The 16,650-nt window shown below is 45.8% G+C and carries 15 protein-coding genes; 3 read left to right on the forward strand and 12 right to left on the reverse strand.

All coding sequences use genetic code 11. From position 1 onward, the window contains the following. Window positions 1-12: 12 nt before the first annotated feature. The 5 genes from ASG89_RS37240 to ASG89_RS31090 form a co-directional block, all read right to left on the reverse strand. Window positions 13-156, reverse strand: a complete 144-nt coding sequence (locus tag ASG89_RS37240; protein WP_171632188.1) for a hypothetical protein — start codon at window positions 154-156, stop codon at window positions 13-15. 54 nt (window positions 157-210) lie between these two features. After that, on the reverse strand, window positions 211-1,170 hold the full coding sequence (locus ASG89_RS31075; RefSeq protein ID WP_057315208.1) for a family 43 glycosylhydrolase: 960 nt from the start codon (window positions 1,168-1,170) through the stop codon (window positions 211-213). Between the two features lie 63 nt (window positions 1,171-1,233). Next, entirely contained in the window at window positions 1,234-2,079 is an 846-nt protein-coding gene (locus ASG89_RS31080; RefSeq protein WP_057315239.1) for a carbohydrate ABC transporter permease, read from the reverse strand. Between the two features lie 5 nt (window positions 2,080-2,084). After that, complete coding sequence (locus ASG89_RS31085) at window positions 2,085-2,969, reverse strand: carbohydrate ABC transporter permease (RefSeq protein ID WP_057315209.1); 885 nt, start codon at window positions 2,967-2,969, stop codon at window positions 2,085-2,087. A 98-nt stretch (window positions 2,970-3,067) separates the two neighbouring features. Further along, complete coding sequence (locus ASG89_RS31090; protein WP_057315210.1) at window positions 3,068-4,360, reverse strand: ABC transporter substrate-binding protein; 1,293 nt, start codon at window positions 4,358-4,360, stop codon at window positions 3,068-3,070. 192 nt (window positions 4,361-4,552) lie between these two features. Here ASG89_RS31090 and ASG89_RS31095 point away from each other — a divergent pair, with 192 nt between their 5' ends. After that, entirely contained in the window at window positions 4,553-5,611 is a 1,059-nt protein-coding gene (locus ASG89_RS31095) for a GntR family transcriptional regulator (protein ID WP_063868241.1), read from the forward strand. Window positions 5,612-5,726: 115 nt separating this feature from the next. On the opposite strand, the gene ASG89_RS31100 is transcribed toward ASG89_RS31095, so the two are convergent. Beyond that, a complete protein-coding gene (locus ASG89_RS31100) occupies window positions 5,727-6,488 on the reverse strand; it encodes a sulfite exporter TauE/SafE family protein (RefSeq protein ID WP_057315212.1) in 762 nt (253 codons plus the stop codon). A gap of 266 nt (window positions 6,489-6,754) precedes the next feature. On the opposite strand from ASG89_RS31100, the gene ASG89_RS31105 reads away from it, so the two are divergent. Then, window positions 6,755-7,771 carry a hypothetical protein gene (locus ASG89_RS31105; protein WP_057315213.1) on the forward strand — a complete coding sequence of 339 codons (1,017 nt, stop codon included), beginning with the start codon at window positions 6,755-6,757 and terminating at the stop codon, window positions 7,769-7,771. 104 nt (window positions 7,772-7,875) lie between these two features. Here ASG89_RS31105 and ASG89_RS31110 read toward each other — a convergent pair whose 3' ends face one another. From ASG89_RS31110 to ASG89_RS31130, 5 genes are all read right to left on the reverse strand, one after another. Further along, complete coding sequence (locus ASG89_RS31110; protein ID WP_056617739.1) at window positions 7,876-8,424, reverse strand: NADPH-dependent FMN reductase; 549 nt, start codon at window positions 8,422-8,424, stop codon at window positions 7,876-7,878. A 126-nt stretch (window positions 8,425-8,550) separates the two neighbouring features. Continuing rightward, window positions 8,551-9,669, reverse strand: coding sequence for a Ger(x)C family spore germination protein (locus tag ASG89_RS31115; RefSeq protein ID WP_057315214.1), 1,119 nt, complete (start codon window positions 9,667-9,669; stop codon window positions 8,551-8,553). Next, window positions 9,666-10,736, reverse strand: a complete 1,071-nt coding sequence (locus tag ASG89_RS31120) for a GerAB/ArcD/ProY family transporter (protein ID WP_057315215.1) — start codon at window positions 10,734-10,736, stop codon at window positions 9,666-9,668. Before ASG89_RS31120 ends, ASG89_RS31115 begins: the two co-directional genes overlap by 4 nt. After that, window positions 10,733-12,160 (reverse strand): spore germination protein, encoded by a 1,428-nt coding sequence (locus ASG89_RS31125; protein ID WP_057315216.1) that lies wholly within the window; start codon window positions 12,158-12,160, stop codon window positions 10,733-10,735. Before ASG89_RS31125 ends, ASG89_RS31120 begins: the two co-directional genes overlap by 4 nt. A gap of 718 nt (window positions 12,161-12,878) precedes the next feature. Continuing rightward, the gene (locus ASG89_RS31130; RefSeq protein ID WP_235549989.1) at window positions 12,879-14,690 is read right to left on the reverse strand and encodes a glycoside hydrolase family 35 protein; all 1,812 of its coding nucleotides are present in this window, start codon (window positions 14,688-14,690) and stop codon (window positions 12,879-12,881) included. Between the two features lie 173 nt (window positions 14,691-14,863). Between ASG89_RS31130 and ASG89_RS31135 the strand changes: the two genes are divergently transcribed. After that, complete coding sequence (locus ASG89_RS31135; RefSeq protein ID WP_057315218.1) at window positions 14,864-15,793, forward strand: AraC family transcriptional regulator; 930 nt, start codon at window positions 14,864-14,866, stop codon at window positions 15,791-15,793. Between the two features lie 279 nt (window positions 15,794-16,072). Here ASG89_RS31135 and ASG89_RS37050 read toward each other — a convergent pair. Further along, the coding region (locus ASG89_RS37050) for a hypothetical protein (RefSeq protein WP_162259746.1) at window positions 16,073-16,650 on the reverse strand (578 nt) is incomplete at its 5' end.

A 16,650-nucleotide genomic window follows, 5' to 3' on the forward strand; every position in this document is an offset into this window, starting at 1 on the left:
TTCCGTAGAGGGTTAAGGTAGGCGTCTTTTCGTGAGTTGGTAAACCGTATGCGCATAAGTGGACAGACCTCTCGCGTCTTTGACTTCTGCATGAACGATGCCAGCCATCGCAATGGGTAACTGGCTCACACGGTTGTTTACGAACTCTCGATTCATCCTACCTTCACCTCCTTCTCTTTCATTCTTATAAAATAGTACCATAACCACCGGTCAATTCGCAATGGATCCCGCTAAATCCGGGCTGCCATCCGCGTTATATTTCAGCACGCGTACGAAAGTGTGCCTGTTCGGATCATACAGGGGATCGCCAACAATTTCTTTATAATTTCTAGCATGGAATACGAGAATGTCTTGGGTCCCGTCTTCTGAGACTGTGAAGCTATTATGACCTGGTCCAAAAAGACCAATACTTTCGTTGGTTGTCAGTACTGGGCTTGTTGTTTTCACCCATGAACTCGGATCCAATAAATCAGCATCTTCTTGCGCCGTCAGTAACCCCATACAGTAATTGAAGTCTGTAGCGCTCGCCGAGAAGCTGATAAAGATTCGACCGTTTCTTATCAATACAGCCGCACCTTCATTAACCTTAAACCCGATGACTTCCCAATCAAACTCTGGCGTTGCAATCATGACTTGCTTGCCGCTCAGTGTCCATGGATTACTCATGGCTGAAATATATAAATTGGAATTGCCTGCAATGGCAGGGTCCTTCTGTGCCCAAACGAGATAGCGTGTCCCCTTATGTTCGAATGACGTCGCATCTAAGGCAAAGCTTTCCCAAGCCGTACGCAACTGCCCTTCCAGCTGCCAGCTTCCTTCGAGTGGATTAGCGGCATCTGTCGTTAGCACAAACATCCGGTGATCGAATAGACCTTCGTTGGTTTCAGTCGTTCTTGCGGCTGCGAAATAGATGCACCAGGTGCCTGCGACGAAATGGATCTCAGGTGCCCAAATATTCGCGCTCAAGGGACCTTCCGCCGGTTTACGCCACACGATCACTTCCTTTGCGTCCTTCAGACCGTCAATGGTAAGGGAGCGTCTAAGCTCAATACGATCATATTCCGGCACGGAGGCCGTGAAATAATAATAGCCATCTGTATGTTTATATACCCATGGATCAGCACGCTGCTCCAAAAGTGGTTTGATATAGCTAATTTCCAAATTCCCCATGATTATTCTCCTTTAATTTCATCTGTCTACATGCCCCAGATGTTAATGTTACTCCCCTTGCCGCTACCCTTTTACGCCGCCAACCGTGAGACCTGATACAAAGAAGCGTTGGAAGAAAATAAATACAATGAGAATGGGAACGATGGCCAACACAGAGCCAGCAATGAGAATGTCATAGTTATTTCCGTAAGGCGTTACTAGACTCGCTAGTCCAATTGGCAGTGTTAGCTTTTCTCCTGTTTTGAGTACAATTAACGGCCACACAAAGCTATTCCAGCTCGCCAATGCTTGCAAGATGGCCATAGCCCCGAAAGCAGGCATCATTAATGGCACCATGATTTTAAAGAAGATACCATACTCCGAACAGCCGTCGATGCGCCCTGCATCTAGAAAATCCTTGGGCAGCCCTTCGGCATATTGCCGAAAGAAGAAAATCGGCAATGGTGCGACAACGAATGGAAGAATTACGCCGCTAAAGGTATCGATTAAATGAAACGAAATCATCTGCTTATACAACGGAAGCATAATAATCTCAACAGGCACCATCATGACCAGCAGCACAAAGACAAATATAAGATTTCTCCCTACGAAACGATACATCGCAAGTCCATAGCCGACCATGGAGGACAGCAAGAGGCAGAGAACCGTATAGATGAGGGAGATCAGAACACTATTCTTATACCAGAGCAAATATTTCTTCGCTGATGCAGAAAATAGGAACGTATAATTATGCATGGACAGCAATTCTGGCTGCAACTTCACATTTAGCCCATATCGGAGCATCTCCTTCGAAGGCTTGAGCGAAGCTAATGCGAGACTATAGAACGGGAAGAGCGCGAGGCCTGCAAAGACTATGAAAAGCAACAAGAGCAGGAAGGAAGGAATTGGCCTTTTTCGTTGTTGTGTGATCATGCTTAATCCTCCTTCCTGAATAAACCAAAAAATTTCAGCTGGATCACATTGATGATCATCGTAATCGCGAGCAGCGTAATGCCGATGGCCGAGCCAAAGCCTAAATTATTTTTCTCGATCCCTTCGCGATAGAGAAGACCTATCATCGTTAGACCAATATCATTCGGTGAACGGTTGCCATTCCAAAGAATGAAACTTTCTGTAAACATCGAGTAACCGCCGTAAATAGAAATGGTGATCACATAAATCGCAACTGGTTTCAACAAAGGTAAGGTAATGCGCCAGAACCGTTGCCAAGCATTCGCACCATCAATCTCTGCTGATTCGTATACTTCATGCGGAATACTTTGCAGCGCAGATAGGAAATAGATGATATTAACACCCGTAAAGCGCCATGTCGCCAATATAACCAAAACCAACATCCCTGTTGTCGAATTCGCCAACCAGTTAATCGTCGGCATGCCTAATAGATGACGGAATCCATTCATAACGGAATCATCCAAGCTTCCGAATACTAGCCTGAAGATCGTTCCAGCAACAACAACAGAGGTGAGAGATGGAATAAACAAGGCGGAACGGAAGAACGCGCTCGCCTTCGTTAGCTTCGAATTTAAGAAAACAGCAAGAACAAGAGGAAGTGGAATGAGTACAAGCAGCGTCCAGAACGTATACCGGCTGCTATTTTTGAGCGCAGCAAAGAAAGTCTCACTCCATAAATTTTTATAATTAGCGAGACCAATATAATGGGTCTGCCCTGGCAGTACTTCTTGAAAGCTCATGTTAATGGTTGTGAATACCGGATACGCAAAGAAAATCAAAAACGATAAGATAAAAGGCAAAACGAACACGTATGGGGCTATCCGAGAAGAATATAGAAATTTATTCATACCGTTCGAACGTCACTCCTTTCTTGAAAGCACTGAAAGCTTAACCCGAGGGAAACTCCCCTCGGGTACAGCCTGCAGCGGAACGCTTGGCGTTCGGCTTACTTAATGTTTTTAACCGCGTCAGACAACACTTGTTTCGGATCCTTCATGTCATTAAGGGCTTGGAACATCGCTTTAGTCTTGATATAATCCGACACAGCCGGTGTTCTTTCTTTCACATTCGTTGGCGCGATTTCACCCTTCACACTAATCAATACATCCCATAAATTTTTGCCGAAATAGGACGTAAATTTATTATCAGCTTTAAGCGCTGGATCGGACCAAACGTCAGAACGGATGGGATCAAATCCAAGTTGGGACCAAATTTGGATATTGCCTTCTTTGGAAAGCTTCGCATAGGAAAGGAACTTCTTCGCCAAGTCTTGATTTTTGGATTGCTTCGTAATGACGGTACCTGTTCCCCCCATACCGGAAGATCTCATTTCACCCTGTTTAAATACCGGCATCGGTTTAATGATAATTTTGCCTTTCAAGTCAGGCATGTAATCCGTGAAACGTCCCATGTACCACATTGGCATCCAGACGGAAGCTGCGCCACCTTTGTTCATAAAGCCGTAATACTCTTCAGCATGGTGGAAGCCCCCAGGAGCAGCCACGGCTACTTTTTCTTTTACAAGCTTCTGTAGGTAGGTGAGTACATCTGCATTTGCTTGGTCCCCGAGTGTTACATTCCCACTCTTATCCAAGAAGTCTGAACCATGCTGCACAACCATTGGCCAGTAGGACCACTGATCCGTTGTTTCTACAGTCGCCATTGGCTTGCCCGTTTTCTCAAGAACCTGTTTGCCTGCTCTTTCGTAATCATCCCAAGTCTTAATATCGTCGGCATTGACGCCTGCTTTATCGAGAATTTCTTTATTATAGTAAATGACTTGTGCGCCTACATGATAATCGATCCCGTAATACTTGCCGTCCTTCGCATAATTGTCCAAACGGGACATGACGAGATTCCCTTTCTCAGGCTCTACAATATCATTCAAAGGTGCCAATTGTACGTCACCTTTTAAGTAGTTGCCGATTTTACTGATCTCGATATCCGCCATATCCGGTCCGCCTGTTCCAGATTGAAGGGCGACCAACAGTTTATTATGACTATCATCATAAGGGAACGTTGTTGCTTCAATTGCAACTTGCTGATCAGGATGAGCTTTATTCCAAGATGTTGCCATGCTTTCAAAGAATTTTTGATGCAGCTCATTAAAGGTCCAGAAGCTTAATTTAACGGGTGTGGAGCCATTGGATGCGCTCTCATTTGTAGTACTCGAGCAAGCAGTCAGTAATACCATGGATGCTAATAAGATGGCCGATGACACTTGAAGTTTTTTCTTCATGTAAGGTATCCCCCTATAGAAATAGTTTTGAAAGCGTTTCAATAATTGAATTATATGCTAAGTAAATTCATAATAATATAATCAATTGGTATTAAAATTATAATTATTATGTTTATCATATTCCATTTTTCGTCATTTCTCGTTACAATACAAGTATCAAATACATGAATTAGGTGATGCTACTTGCATAAAATGCCTCTCTATAAGCAGATTTATCAATCCATAAAAGACAGAATCCAAACAGGTGAGCTTCGTCCCAAAGATCGTGTACCCTCCGAACAAGAGTTCATGGATGAATACAAGGTTAGTAAAATCACAGTTAAAAATGCTTTAGCTGCTCTAGTCGATGAAGGGCTCGTTAATCGTATTCAAGGAAAAGGGACTTTCGTTTCCTCCATCCCTTCATTGACTGTTCAGAAAAACGCATCCCTACCTGCGCCAACGTCCAGCGGCTATATCGGACTCATTATCCCTACGATGAAAACCATGGTTATTCAGAAGCTTGTTGATTATATCGAGTACTATATCAAAGCCGCAGGGTATCAACTTATCCTTCACATTACACGGGAATCTTCCCTTGAAGAATCGCGCTCTGTTCAGGAATTAACGAGTTCCCCTGGGATGCGCGGAATCATTGTATTCCCGACGGAGGATGAAATATATAATGAATCCTTGTTGCGTCTGTCCTTAGATAAATTCCCCTTTGTCTTCATCGATCGTTTTCTACGAAACATAGATACGTATCGCATTATTTCTGATAATTGGGGCGGCGCTTACGAGACGGTGTCCAGATTGTTGCAAGCTGGGCATCAACAAATTGCGCTCATCTCACCAGCGAATACGAATACGACAATTGAGGACCGTACGCTTGGCTTTGAGAAGGCCTTAATTGATGGCAATATTCCCATTGATAAAAACTTGTGGTGTCATGTGCCGATCGACATTCTAAGAACCGGTGATACTTACACTCACCTTGTTCATTTCCTGCATCAGCACCCACAAATAACCGCTGTCTTTGCTTTATCTGCTGAAATGACTAGGCTGACATATCGTGCGCTGCATCAGGAAGAAGGCTTGAACGAGCGTATTCATCTGGTATCCTTCGATGATCCTGAAATCCCGAATCTCCCTCATATTTTGCAAGATGAGGAGCGCATGGCGCGATCTGCCGTCGAGCTATTACTTGAGCAATTTAGCGGAAAGTACACGCCACAGCGGGTCGAAATTCCTGTGAAGTGGGTCAGTGGATAGGGCAGCGCGGCAGCCTCATTAGTGCACAAGAAAACCCTCACAAAGTCTGCACTTTCGCAGTTTTTGTGAGGGTTTCTACGGATCATACAACATCTATATGAGTAAACCTGCTCTCCTACATCAAGCTCCAAATCTGCTTACCCACCAATAGCACACATACCGTGATAAAAAGTGGCCGCACATACGTCGACCCTTTACGGATCGCCATCCGAGAACCAAGCAATGCGCCGCACACCATCGCCAAGCCCATCGGGATTCCAATCCAATAATTAATAGAGCCCAGCGCCAGGAACGTAATTAGACTAGCGATGTTGCTGCCGAAATTAAGAATTTTGGCATTGCCTGCTGCTTTGACGAAATCGAAGCCGACCATTAGAAAAACGAAAATAAGGAATGACCCTGTACCTGGACCAAAGAACCCGTCATAGAAACCTAAGACGAACGCTGCGCAACCCATGAGGAAAGCGGTCCTCGCCGAGTACTGACTGAAGGTCGAGATGTCTCCCCAATTTTTGCGGAATATCGTGTAAATCGTAATTAGAATCAGCATGACCACGACCAGTGGTTTGAGAAAATCAGACGGAATTTGCCGCAGCACGAATACCCCGCATACCGCTCCAGCCAAGGATAGCACGAACAATCCGCGTACCGCTTTGAGATCAACATTCCCTGTCCGCATGAATGAAATCGTGCTTGTCAGCGACGACATCGTCCCCGCTAATTTATTCGTACCTAACGCCAGCGCTGGCGGTATTCCTGTTGCGAGTAAGACTGGCACCGAAATAAGCCCGCCTCCCCCAACAACCGAATCCACATAGGCTGCCAAGAACCCACCGACGATAACGAAAATCATCATTTCCCAACTCAAATGCAACATGATGTTAATGAACTCCTCTTATATATGAATAGATCTTGCTTGTCCAACACCTATTCTCGCATGATGAGACCGTTCTAGCAAGAATTTACCTATGGTAAAAAAGAGGAGATTAACTGAACGCTTCTGTAATTCATCTATAACCCGATCAACGACGAGCACCTGTAGCCTACCTGCTACTCATGAATCGTGTAACGAAGTGGGAGGAGATCTGCTATCCACGTTGAAAAGAGTCTAAGTACGATTAACTAAGAGGATGTGTTCTTTAGATGAGTTCTTATGATGTACATATTGGTAAGCTGATCAGCGAAAGACGGGAACTGGAAGGAAGCGGAACGTATCTCATCTGCACACCAGATAAAGACATACTTGAGGTCGATTCTTATGCACCTGAAGACGGAAAGTTTATCAGTTCCAAAGATATCGAAGACGCTCTTTACGAATTCTGTCAATCTGCGTTGGACGATTACATCGCAGACGGAAGCAATAAGGATGTCTACACCTTTTCAATTTATACAGATTCCTATAACGGTAGTTATGTGATTTATATCAATAATCAGGCCTCATTGAACGATAGTGTAGATAGTGCCTATGTCCGTTATCAGAAGCAGTATCTTGAAAAAGGCTATAAGCACTATAACAAGACCCGTGAGCAGCTATATCATGAGTTTAAATACGGAGAAGGTGATTACCCTTTTATGTATGAGAATATGCCAGCACGTCTTGAGAAGTGGCTAGGTATGATCAATTGCCTCACGCAAGTGGAGCCTGATTATCTAAGTATCGACCAACGCTTCATATTTGAGAAAGAAATCGTCGATTCCCAGCTATTCCTGATTGCAATCGATGTCATTCACCGTCTGCAAGATAACTTGAAGCTACTGGATCAGACGGATGATTTTATCGCCTATGTATCCGCGGCAGATGGCGTCGGCGGAGACTATCTAACCTTCAGCCAATTGATTCGGAGATGCGTTCATGAAGATCAGTTATATAAGGCCCTGCCTGACTTAAAGGAGAAGGACTTCGCGTTTCAGTCTGCTGTGCAAGCGGTACAACAGAAACCACTTCACGAGCAAGTTGAACATTGGATCACTGTGATTGAAAGAGGGGAATTTGGAGAGGGCAGCATGCGCAGTTTCTTGAAAACGGACTACGAAGCCTACGAACAGCTCATTGAGCTGGGTACGCTAGCAATCCCTTTCATTCAGGAACATGTGAATGGGAGTCTCAAGCCTGATACCCAAAATATTCTTGAAATGGTTCTACAAGATCTGAATACCTAACGTCTCATGAAAGCCATCATCTAGAACTCGCTCCCATCCTTATGTCCTTCCCCACAAAAAATAACCCCACAGCTCATCCCTGTGGGGTATTTCTATTCCTTTATTTATCTTAACGTTTTTAGTGCGCCGCTCCAAGCTTTCACTTGATCGAGCATCGCATTCACGTTGTCTTTGTGTAGATCAGCAGGCTTGAATACGGAGAAGTTCTCGAAATCTGTAAACAAGGAGAATGTTGGATGCACACGAACGTCTGCTACCAATAGCTCACCTAGAATGCCACGCAGATGTTCAGCTGCACGCGCACCACCTGTAGAACCGTAGCTCACGATACCAGCGGCTTTGTTATTCCACGGCTCACGTGCGGAGTCCAAGGCATTCTTCAAAGCACCTGTAATACTGTGATTATATTCTTGGACAACGAATACGAAACCATCCAGGCTCTCAAGCTTTGTATTCCATGCTGCAAGTCCAGGCTCTTGCCCCGTACCTTCACCAAAGAATGGCAGTTTATATTCGGCAATATCAACTATTTCGTACTCAGCATCTCCGCGTCCGTCAGCTATTTGCTTAACCCATTCGCCTACTTGAGGGCTAACACGACCTTGACGGGTGCTGCCAAGAATAATACCAATTTTCAGTTGCTCATTCGACATCTTTGTTACCTCCTAAAATTAAGTGAATTACTTACTTAACGTAACTACATCAGTATAACGATTATTTTGGCACACTGGAAGTAGGCACTTTAAAGATACCGGGTATACTTTAGGATACCTGCTTCACTAATTGATAATCCCATGCCCGATAATCTCCACTTTCATCGCAATTTTGAAATTCGCCTTCGAATAGTCTTTCTCCCAGTCCATCTTTTTCCACTCCTCCGGGTAAAATGCCATTACATCCCGAGCGATCCCCAAGGTATCAGAGTTTGCCTGCTGTAGCAGCTTACATATCTCATTCCCTTCTTCCGTTAATACCTCAGAGAAGCGCTTACTCAATCGTTCGATCGTTTGCTTATCTCCTAGGTCTTCCTTGGCATATTCAATGACTCTACCCTTCATATTTAAGTTGATCTGAATCTGCACATGCCCCTCCGCGTCAACCCAGACCTCTTTTTTTCGCTTTAAATTCGTTATGTTAAGTGCTAAATAATCAGAGGGTTTATTTTTGCCATTGGAAGAATCCTCCTCGATATCCCTTGTGATCACACAAATGTCATCTTTCTCCCCGTTCATTAATAAATACAACATGGATTGCTCGGGGGATAAGGAATGGCCTGTATATTTGCGGGCATGCATAAGAGCCAAGCCATCAACCACAGCTTTATCGGAATCCTTTCTCAGAATCGGAATAGCGGGATCCCGTCCGGAATCATGCAGCATGGGGTAAAGTGAATGCAACGTCATAGATGGTATCAGCGTTTCATATTTAGCACTTCTCAGGATTTTCCGCAAATATTCGCCAGCCGTTGCAGAACCAACACGATCAAGGCGAATCAAATCTCCAGCTTTCCCGCGAACAATAGCCACTTTAGCTAGCATAGGAACATTAGAACTCCGAAAGGAAGCGTCCAAAATCTGTGCTACATCTTTTCTTGCCAGTTTCTCGCCGATCAGCATGACTTGATTTTTGGAAGTACCTATCGGACCTGCTATTTGCAAGCCAATTTTTTTAAATAACGCATCTTGCAGCGTTGGTCCCGTTGCGGATAACACCTCATGAACCGGCGCTGTTCGTTCCTTGCCCCCAGGAGACTGAATGGTTACTGTAGTGACAATCTCATTTTGCTCATTGGTATCAATCGAGGCTGCATAGATAAGCTGTAAGTTTTTAAGCTCATTCCGATAGTTGCAACCCGAAAGTAACAGTAGACTAAGGCATCCGATTACAAGCTTTCTCATATCGGCAATTGTCCCCTCTTCCCTCTCAACCAAGCTAATAGTAAGAGTACAATCGGAATCCCAAGAATGATAAGACTATCAAATTGGGTGATTTGCTCTAAGACTTGAATGCGATTCTCCGATCGCCAGAATACCCCAGTTAAACAGACTAGAGGGACAAGATAATAGATGACTTTTTTGTGCTCATTGTTGTGTAATAGTAACCCTAATCCTTTCCCTGCGCTGTAGAGGTAGCTGATCTGTGTTGACGTTACTTTCACTAGCCAGATGGAAAGAAAAAGCAGATCCAATCGTTCAAGAAACGGTAGGGAAATCCCATTGAGATAGTACGGCACGGGTTGTGGAATGAAATCAAGCGCTTCAGGATTAAAGTTCAAATAACAGATGAGAACCATGGTCAAAAAGAAGAAGGTTGCCAGGCCATTTGCCCACAAAATAGGTGGAATTAAGCTCTTTCCTTGGGCTTGAATATCGGAATTCAGCACTAAAACCACTTCAAATCCCAGAAAAGAAAGCACAGAGCTTTTGACCCCCAACAAAATGGTGTGGAATCCCCCTTGTCCAATCGGCAGCAGGTATCGGTAATCCATATTTCTAAAGTTCGTCAGCATGATAGCCAGCATTACAATAATTAATAGCGAAATTAACACGTTGTAACGAGCAATAACCCGAATATTCTCCTTGGCCATGTATATGCACACGATACAATTCGCGACGATGATGAGCCCCGGGTTCGTTTGAGGCAATATCCATAACTCTACGAACATCATTTCCATCAATAAAATCAGACAGCTCGTAAATGTAAAATGTAAAATATATACCGCGTTGAGCGTATTCCCAAGCCATTTGCCCACAATGAGAGGTGCGAATTGATACAGATTTTGCCGCGGAAATCTTTGACATAATAGGGCATAACCCAGCAGAAGCAGCTGTACACCGACGCCAGCCACGAGAACAGAAATCCATCCGTCTGCACCCGCAGCTTTATGCAAATCATAAGGGAAAGAAAGCACAGCGATACCGATCTGCGTTTGCAAAATGAAAGCAAATAATTGAACCCTAGTCATGATGCCCTCCTATCAGGCGCTTTACTACCGAAGATTCGTTTCGGTAATTGAACAAGCGTAGTTAGAATGCGTCTTGGTTCGAACGGCGTAAAGGGATAGAAGTAGGGCACGCCAAATGTTTCGAGTTTACTTAGATGCATGAACAAGAAACTGAAACTAAAGGCGATACCCGCAAAACCGAGCATCGCGGATGCAATCATGATGGGGAAAGAGATGAGTCGAATCGCAAGGCGCATTTCATGTGATGGCAAACTGAAAGATGCTACGGCTGTCAATGAAATGACAACAATCATCGTCGTGGAAACTAAATTCGCGTTCACAACTTCACTTCCAATCACGAGACCTCCGACGATTGACAGCGTAGCTGCAATTGATTTCGGCAATCGGATTGCGGCTTCTCGTAGAAGCTCTAACACGGTTATCATGAACATCGCTTCCATGAGGGGGTTGAACGGGATATTTTCCAATGAAGCCTTCAATGAAAACACCAAATCTATGGGCAATATATCAAAATGATTCGAGACAATAGAGATATATACAGAAGGCAGTGCGATCCCGATCATGACGCTGATGAGTCGAAGAATGCGAAAAAATGTCCCGTTCCACCACCTGGCATTAAAATCATCTGCCGCTTGAAAAAACATAAAGAATGTAACGGGCAGAATCGTCGCGAACGAACTTCCATCTATGAGTAGTGCTATTCGTCCTTCCATTAAATGTGAAACGGTCGTGTCGGGTCTTTCAGTAAAAAGCAATTGTGGGAATGGCGATAAATGACTGCCTTCCAACCGATCGGTAATTTGTCCCCCCGATTTAATGAAGGTTGCCTGATTCGTGAGCAAGTTGGCGATAATATCGTCAACAACCTTCATGTCGGCAATATCACACATATATAACAACTTCACGTTCGTTGGACTTTCTGAACCTAAGGTGAAATGCCGCTCAACCAGGTTCACATTTTTCAATCGTTGATGAACCAGCTGCCCATTGATATAAACATCATCCACGAATCCAACATGTGATCCGCGAATCGTTTGTTCATTTTGCGATTCACCCACGCTGTGTGCGACCTTTGCACTTGCATCTACCAATACAATATCCATTCTTTGCTCGAGCAGAATAGCACACTTTCCTTGCAGCATCCCTGTTGCAGCAGACTTCAAATCGGTAACAAGTTCCACATCCAGAATAGGAAGTACGTCCTCAAGACGGCCTTCCCCGGATTGCAGCAATGGTTTCAGAATATCTGACTGCAGTTTATCTGTATCCGTAATTGTTGATAAATAAAGAAGACTTCCCTTTAGGCTTTGCATGGTGAATTCCCTGGAGCGCACATCGTCGGAAGAATGGAAATATTGGTATAGGTTCTGTATATTCACCTCGATCTCCTCAGAGATCTGCAAAGAATCCTGCTGCATTTCCATACTCGCCCCCTCCGTCCACATACATTTCCGTTAGTATTTACCCGTTTCGGGGGATTATCCAGATACAACCATGAGAAAAACCGCCCTGGCTTGTGGCCAGAGCGGTTTACATGGAGATCCTGCAATATGTATTCACTTGCCCCACTTGATTGATGAAAATCGGAATCGTGCCGCTCAGCCCCGTCGCTTCATAAACCTCCACCTGATACTGAGAAGCCGCCATCGATATACACGTCAAATTTGCCTTTCGCTCTTTAGTGATGGAAAACATCACTAATGCACACACACTAGCTGGCCTTTCACCCTTTAGTGATGAAAAACATCACTAAGGCACACACACTAGCTGGCCTTTCGCGTTTTAGTGATGAAAAACATCACTAAGGCTCACACACTATCTGGCCTTTCGCGTTTTAGTGATGAAAAACATCACTACGGCTCACACACTACCTGGCCTTTCACTCTTTAGTGATGAAAAACATCACTAAGGCTCACACACTACCTGGCCTTTCACCCTTTAGTGATGAAAAACATCACTAAGGCTCACACCCTTCTTACGCCTCCTATTTCCCAAAAGGTTGCCTTTTCGCACGTTTGTGCTCGGGGATCCTTCTAAAAAACTTCCCACTTGCTCCCACGAAATCTGCCTATCGCCCATCTAAATTAAAAAGCACCTCCAGCCGCAAATTTCAGCCGAAGGTGCTTCTTCACTTCTATGGAATCACCCCAAATCAGGCGTATCCGTCAGTTCAATGATGGCCTTCTCCGTGTGATGCAGCTCCAAGACGATGATCTCGTTGCATCCTGTTTTTAATAAAGGAGCTGGCAGATACAGCGTGTTTTGGGGGCCTTTTTCCCAGAATCGACCGAGGTTGAAGCCGTTGATCCACACGACACCTTTGGACCAGCCTGCCAACTTGACGAACGTATCTCCTGTTTCATCTACAAGGAATTCCCCGCGATAGAGGGTCGGACGATCTAGGGTTTTATTCGCTGTGTCCGTTGTTGTACCTTGACCTTCGGCCCCAACGTCTGTCTCAACCTCCGCCTCCTCACGCGCGAAAGGAATCGCTGCTAGTTTGTCTAGTGGGAGTGGATGGATAGTCCAGTCAAAAAGGAACTGATTATTCATTCGCACACCTTCTGTAATGCCTTTGTAATCACGGAGACGTGGACCATAATTAACGCGTCCCATGTTCTCGACAACGATATCCAGCTTCGCGCCCTCAGCAGGAATGTCCATCTGGAGTGGACGTGGATCCCATCGCTCTACCGTGCCCTGATACACGCCATCCAAGAATACTTGTGCACGATCGTGTACCTCTTGAAGATGCAAACTTTCGCCGATTCGAGGTCCAGACACCCTCGTCGAGTAGACGATGAAGCCATAATCTTGCCCTATAAGCTCCATCGAGACTGGAGAAACATGTTGGATTGGTTTCGCTAGATAGGAGAGAGATTCCAGCAAATCAGCCTTTTCCGTCAAAGCAATGTGCCCATAGCCCTTCTTCTGAATTGGCGCAGGCAGCGCAGGGAGTTCTTCTATGCTTTTCCCCAAATAGTTGGCAACCACCTTGCGAATCGCGCTATATTTCTCCGTCACATCACCGCATTCGGACAAGGGTGAATCGTAATCATAGCTCGTAATTGTCGCTTCATACTTCTCTTGGTAGTTCGCACCGTTGTAGAAGCCGAAGTTCGTTCCACCGTGGAACATGTAGAAATTCACCGAGGCACCTGCTCGCAGCATTCGATCAAACACATCCGCAACATCTCCAGCGTCCCTCGTGTGATGGGGCTTCAACCAGTGGTCAAACCACCCGTTCCAGTACTCCATGCAGAAAAGCGGCTCATCCTCGCGATATTGACGGAATTTCCCAAAAGCCGTTTCCGGCTGTGAGCCGAAATTAACCGTAGCCAGCGTTCCTGGCACCGTACCACCTTGCAGCATCCCATCCTCGGGACCGTCTGAGGTAAATAGCAGCACATCCACTCCACGACTTATTAAGCCGTCTCTTAAATAGGTTAAATACGCAGTATCGTTCCCGTAGCTGCCATATTCATTCTCAATTTGCACAGCTAGAATCGGCCCGCCATTCGTGCTCAGCAGCGGCTTCAAACGAGGGATCAACTCGTCGTAATAGCGATCGACTTTTTGCAAATACATAGCGTCCATACAACGTAATTTCATTGAGGGATATTGAAGCAGCCAAGCCGGCAACCCGCCAAACTCCCACTCCGCACAAATGTAAGGACTAGGCCGCACGATCACATGCAGACCGAGGTTTCCTGCCAGCTTCACGAATGCCTCCACGTCCGCGAGGCCGCTAAAGTTGAATTCGCCTTCCTTCGGTTCATGCAAGTTCCAAGGTAAATACGTCTCAACCGTATTGAAACCGCAAGCTTTTAACTTCAACAATCGGTCTTCCCAATAGGCTGGTACTACGCGAAAATAATGAATAGCTCCTGACAAGAGTTGGATGGGCTCCCCATCCAGTAGAAATTGCTTGTTTCCCGCTGTTAAAATCGCCACGATGATCCCTCCGAATTATCCGTAAAAGTGGTCTTTCTTCTGCTCTCATCATCGCCCATTCCTACTCTTCTACTCAATCGCCAAATAACGCAAGTTCTATACCAAATGTGCCAAAGAATGTTATTATGGAGACAGCATAATTACCGATCAAACGCTAACTGGGGGCATTCCGTATGGAGGATTTGTATAGAGATATTTACCGTTTTCCCAATATGATTCAAACGTTGCAGGTCGTCGGTTGTCACTTTGGGCTGAAGCCCCCAGGGTGGGCTTATCCGAGGCATCATCATCATTTATTTGAGCTGCTATACTGTTCGGAGGGCGAAGTTCAGCATGAAATTAATCGCCAATCGATCACCATGTTCGCAGGCGACTGGCTGCTTATTAAGTCTGGTGTCCGACATCAATCTGCTAACCAGTCAGCTGTTCATTATGGCTATTTCAATGTCCACTTCGATCTCGACGATACGGAAATTCGCAATCTACTAGCGGCAACACCCTACCAGTTGATCCGTCAAAAAGAAGCTTCTACGAGCAAGCTTTGCAACTACGTAGGTGAATTAGAAGCCGTTGTGGCGCGTAACCGTCTGTTAGAGCAGGATACTGGGCAGGCTCAGCCACCACAGCTGCTCTTCGAGGATAAGCTGTTGCTGCAGTCCTACACGCTGCTTATCATTCACGACGTGCTTGCATTGCTTCGAGCCCAGCAAAGCGCGGGAGTAAGGACAACGCGTGATAGTACGAGTGCAACGAACCGTGATGCCTCGTTATTCTCAACTGACGTCGCACATGCGATCGAGGAGAAGTTGTCCCTTGGTCTGGGTGAGGAAGCTTCCGTCGCGGGGATCGCCAAAGAGCTGAATATGAGTCGCAGCCAGTGCAGCAAGCTGTTCTCCAAGGTGTACGGGCTATCACCGCGCCAGTATGTCAGCCAGCTAAAGCTGAAGCAGGCCAAAGAACTGCTCGTTACAACGCATTTGTCGATGAATCACATAGCCGATAAGCTTGGTTTTCAATCCGCTAGCCACTTCTCGCGGCAATTCCGCCGCTGGACAGGCCAGTCGCCAAGCGAGTTCCGGCCGAAGCACCATACGGTGCAGTAGCTTTCCGCGCGGCGAAAGTGCGCGGCGAGAGTGCACGGCGAGAGTGCACGGCGAGCTGTAAGTCGATTTTTTCGACTTACAGCGGCTCCTTGACGCGTTTGGCGACCTGTAAGTCGATTTTTTCGACTTACAGTAGCTCCTTGACGCGTTGGCGACCTGTAAGTCGATTTTTTCGACTTACAGCGGCTCCTTGACGCGCTCTGCGACCTGTAAGTCGATTTTTTCGACTTACAGCGGCTCCTTGACGCGCTCCGCGACCTGTAAGTCGATTTTTTCGACTTACAGTAGCTCCTTGACGCGTTGGCGACCTGTAAGTCGATTTTTTCGACTTACAGTAGCTCCTTGACGCGTTTGGCGACCTGTAAGTCGATTTTTTCGACTTACAGTAGCTCCTCGACGCGTTTGGCGACCTGTAAGTCGATTTTTTCGACTTACAGCGGCTCCTTGACGCGTTTGGCGACCTGTAAGTCGATTTTTTCGACTTACAGCGGCTCCTTGACGCGCTCGGCGACCTGTAAGTCGATTTTTTCGACTTACAGTAGCTCCTCGACGCGTTTGGCGACCTGTAAGTCGATTTTTTCGACTTACAGCGGCTCCTTGACGCGTTTGGCGACCTGTAAGTCGATTTTTTCGACTTACAGCGGCTCCTTGACGCGTTTGGCGAGCTGTAAGTCGATTTTTTCGACTTTCAGTAGCTCCTTGACGCGCTCCGCGAGCTGTAAGTCGATTTTTTCGACTTACAGCGGCTCCTTGACGCGCTCCGCGACCTGTAAGTCGATTTTTTCGACTTACAGCGGCTCCTTGACGCGTTTGGCGACCTGTAAGTCGATTTTTTCGACTTACAGCGGCTCCTTGAC

Source organism: Paenibacillus sp. Soil766 (assembly GCF_001428105.1).
Taxonomy (GTDB): domain Bacteria; phylum Bacillota; class Bacilli; order Paenibacillales; family NBRC-103111; genus Paenibacillus_E.

What these genes read in the sequence shown, in the direction of transcription:
- ASG89_RS31115 (WP_057315214.1), bottom strand. Translation starts at nt 9,669, where the DNA reads ATGAGAAAGCTTGTAATCGGATGCCTTAGTCTACTGTTACTTTCGGGT.
- ASG89_RS31090 (WP_057315210.1), bottom strand. Translation starts at nt 4,360, where the DNA reads ATGAAGAAAAAACTTCAAGTGTCATCGGCCATCTTATTAGCATCCATG.
- ASG89_RS31105 (WP_057315213.1), top strand. Translation starts at nt 6,755, where the DNA reads ATGAGTTCTTATGATGTACATATTGGTAAGCTGATCAGCGAAAGACGG.
- ASG89_RS31135 (WP_057315218.1), top strand. Translation starts at nt 14,864, where the DNA reads ATGGAGGATTTGTATAGAGATATTTACCGTTTTCCCAATATGATTCAA.
- ASG89_RS31100 (WP_057315212.1), bottom strand. Translation starts at nt 6,488, where the DNA reads ATGTTGCATTTGAGTTGGGAAATGATGATTTTCGTTATCGTCGGTGGG.
- ASG89_RS31120 (WP_057315215.1), bottom strand. Translation starts at nt 10,736, where the DNA reads ATGACTAGGGTTCAATTATTTGCTTTCATTTTGCAAACGCAGATCGGT.
- ASG89_RS31110 (WP_056617739.1), bottom strand. Translation starts at nt 8,424, where the DNA reads ATGTCGAATGAGCAACTGAAAATTGGTATTATTCTTGGCAGCACCCGT.
- ASG89_RS31075 (WP_057315208.1), bottom strand. Translation starts at nt 1,170, where the DNA reads ATGGGGAATTTGGAAATTAGCTATATCAAACCACTTTTGGAGCAGCGT.
- ASG89_RS37240 (WP_171632188.1), bottom strand. Translation starts at nt 156, where the DNA reads ATGAATCGAGAGTTCGTAAACAACCGTGTGAGCCAGTTACCCATTGCG.
- ASG89_RS31085 (WP_057315209.1), bottom strand. Translation starts at nt 2,969, where the DNA reads ATGAATAAATTTCTATATTCTTCTCGGATAGCCCCATACGTGTTCGTT.
- ASG89_RS31125 (WP_057315216.1), bottom strand. Translation starts at nt 12,160, where the DNA reads ATGGAAATGCAGCAGGATTCTTTGCAGATCTCTGAGGAGATCGAGGTG.
- ASG89_RS31095 (WP_063868241.1), top strand. Translation starts at nt 4,553, where the DNA reads ATGCCTCTCTATAAGCAGATTTATCAATCCATAAAAGACAGAATCCAA.